Origin of the sequence: Salsipaludibacter albus, assembly GCF_019798055.1 — a bacterium.
In the GTDB taxonomy this organism is placed as follows: domain Bacteria; phylum Actinomycetota; class Nitriliruptoria; order Nitriliruptorales; family Nitriliruptoraceae; genus Salsipaludibacter; species Salsipaludibacter albus.
On the sequence record NZ_JAHOPH010000068.1, the window covers coordinates 1 to 1956 of the forward strand.

Below are 1956 nucleotides of genomic sequence, written 5' to 3' on the forward strand. Positions count from 1 at the left end.
CGCCAGGGCCGCCGACGTCCAGCTGGCGACCGAGCAGCATCGGCCCGACGAACACGGCGAACAGCCCGGCGGCGCCGATCGCGATGCGCACCACGTCGGGCAGTGCCGACGGCGTGATCCAGGCCTCGATCGCGGCCGCGAGCACCAGGGCGGCGGCAGCGGTGAAGGCCACGGTGGCCGCGCGCCGACCCTCCTCGGCGACCGCGCGGGTCCGGGTCCGGTCGCCGGGGGAGATGACTGCCCAGCCGACCTGCAGGCCGGCACCCCCCGCCACGATGATCGCCGGCAGCTCCACCAGCCCGTGCGGCAGGATCAGTCGCCAGAACGTCCAGGCCTGGCCCGCGTCGGCCATGACCGAGCCGGCCACGCCGACCATCCAGCCGTTGGTGGCCGAGATCAGCAGGGTCGGCAGCCCCAGCAGGACCCCGGCGCCGAACATCTGCAGGGCGATCCGGCCGTTGTTGAGGAACAGCCGGATCGCGAACAGCCAGGCCGGTCCGTCGGAGTAGTAGGACTCGAACGCCTCCTCGACGTAGTACTGGCGGTACTCCGCGGGCATCGCGAAGTCGATCGCACCGGGGGTCGTCGCCAGCCACCAGGTCGCGGCCAGTGCGGCACCCACGAACACCACGCCCACGACGGCGATGGCCCAGCGGGTCTGCCACAGCGCCAGCGGCACGGCGTGGCCGATCCCGCGTCGGACCCGGGCGAGGCTGAGCGACGGCGGCCGGCTGAGCACGGCGTTGGCGCGCGACAGGATCCGGGTCAGGTACAGGACCAGGTCGGTGTCCTCGTAGCGGACCCGGGCCGTGGACAGGTGCCCCGAGGTGCGCTGGTACAACCGGACGAGCTCGTCGACCTCCGCCCCGTCGTGGCGACGCTGGCCGGCGAGCGCGTCGAGGCGCTCCCACTCGTCGAGGTGGCGAGCCACGAAGCTGTCGCGGTCCATGGGCGGCCTGGTCCTTCCGGACGAACGGTCGCGGGTGGGTCGTGGATGGGCGGTCACTGTAGTGTCGCGCCCGGGTCCGGGACGGTGACGGTCCGGGCCCGGACCTCGTGGCAGGAGACGAGTCGTGGGTGACCAGGCCACTGCACGCAACCCGGGTGTCGGGGCCGGCGCGGCGCGCTCGACCCGGGGCCTGGTGACCGGCGAGGCCGTCGAGCTCGAGATCCCGACCGCCACGGTCGGGCTGCGTGGCCTGGCCTACCTGGTCGACCTCGTGGTGCTGGCGATCCTCGTGATCGCGGTCATCTGGGGTGGGTTCGCCCTGGTCGCCACGGTCTTCTCCAACGACGTCGGGGCCGCCGACGCCGGGGCCTGGGTCGTGATCACCCTGGTGGGCGCGATGCTGATCGTGGTGCCCGCCGGGATCGAGTGGCTCACCCATGGCCGCAGCCTCGGCAAGGTCGTGGCGAAGCTGCGGGTGGTCACCGTCAGCGCCGCCCCGATCTCGCTGCGCCATGCCCTGGTGCGAGCCACCGTCGGGGTGTTCGAGCTCATCCTCACGGGCGGGATCGTGGCGTTCCTGGCCGCCCTGGCCTCGCCGAGGGGGCAGCGACTGGGGGACCTGGTCGCGGGGACGCTGGTGGTGCGCGAATCGGTCACCCGGGCCGACATCTCGCCGGTCCGATTCACCCCGCCGTCGGGAACGGCCTCGCTGGCGGCCAGGCTGGACGTCACCGCGCTCGACGACGGCGACTACCGAGTGATCCGCTCGACCGTGCTGCGCAGCGGACTGGACCCCGAGCGCCACGCGCACCTGTGCGGGGTGGTCGTGCGCTCCGTGTGGCCCCGGATCTCGGACCTGCCACTGCCGACGGCGATGCCCGCCCCGGACGTGCTGACCGCGATCGCCGCGGCCTACCAGGACCAGCACGCCCCGGCCGACGGCTCCCGCGCGACCGACTGGGTCTGGTCCCACCGCTGACCCCGGCCCCGCCGCCGACCCCACCGCC

2 protein-coding genes are annotated in these 1956 nt (G+C 73.8%); one reads left to right on the forward strand and one right to left on the reverse strand.

Annotated elements, in window-relative coordinates; genetic code table 11:
- On the reverse strand, positions 1 to 949 hold a 949-nt coding region (locus KR546_RS18820; protein ID WP_238446262.1), incomplete at its 3' end, for a stage II sporulation protein M.
- Positions 950 to 1073: 124 nt separating this feature from the next.
- Between KR546_RS18820 and KR546_RS18825 the strand changes: the two genes are divergently transcribed.
- Positions 1074 to 1928: an RDD family protein gene (locus KR546_RS18825; RefSeq protein WP_238446263.1), complete on the forward strand. Its 855-nt coding sequence runs from the start codon at positions 1074 to 1076 to the stop codon at positions 1926 to 1928.
- Positions 1929 to 1956: the final 28 nt, after the last annotated feature.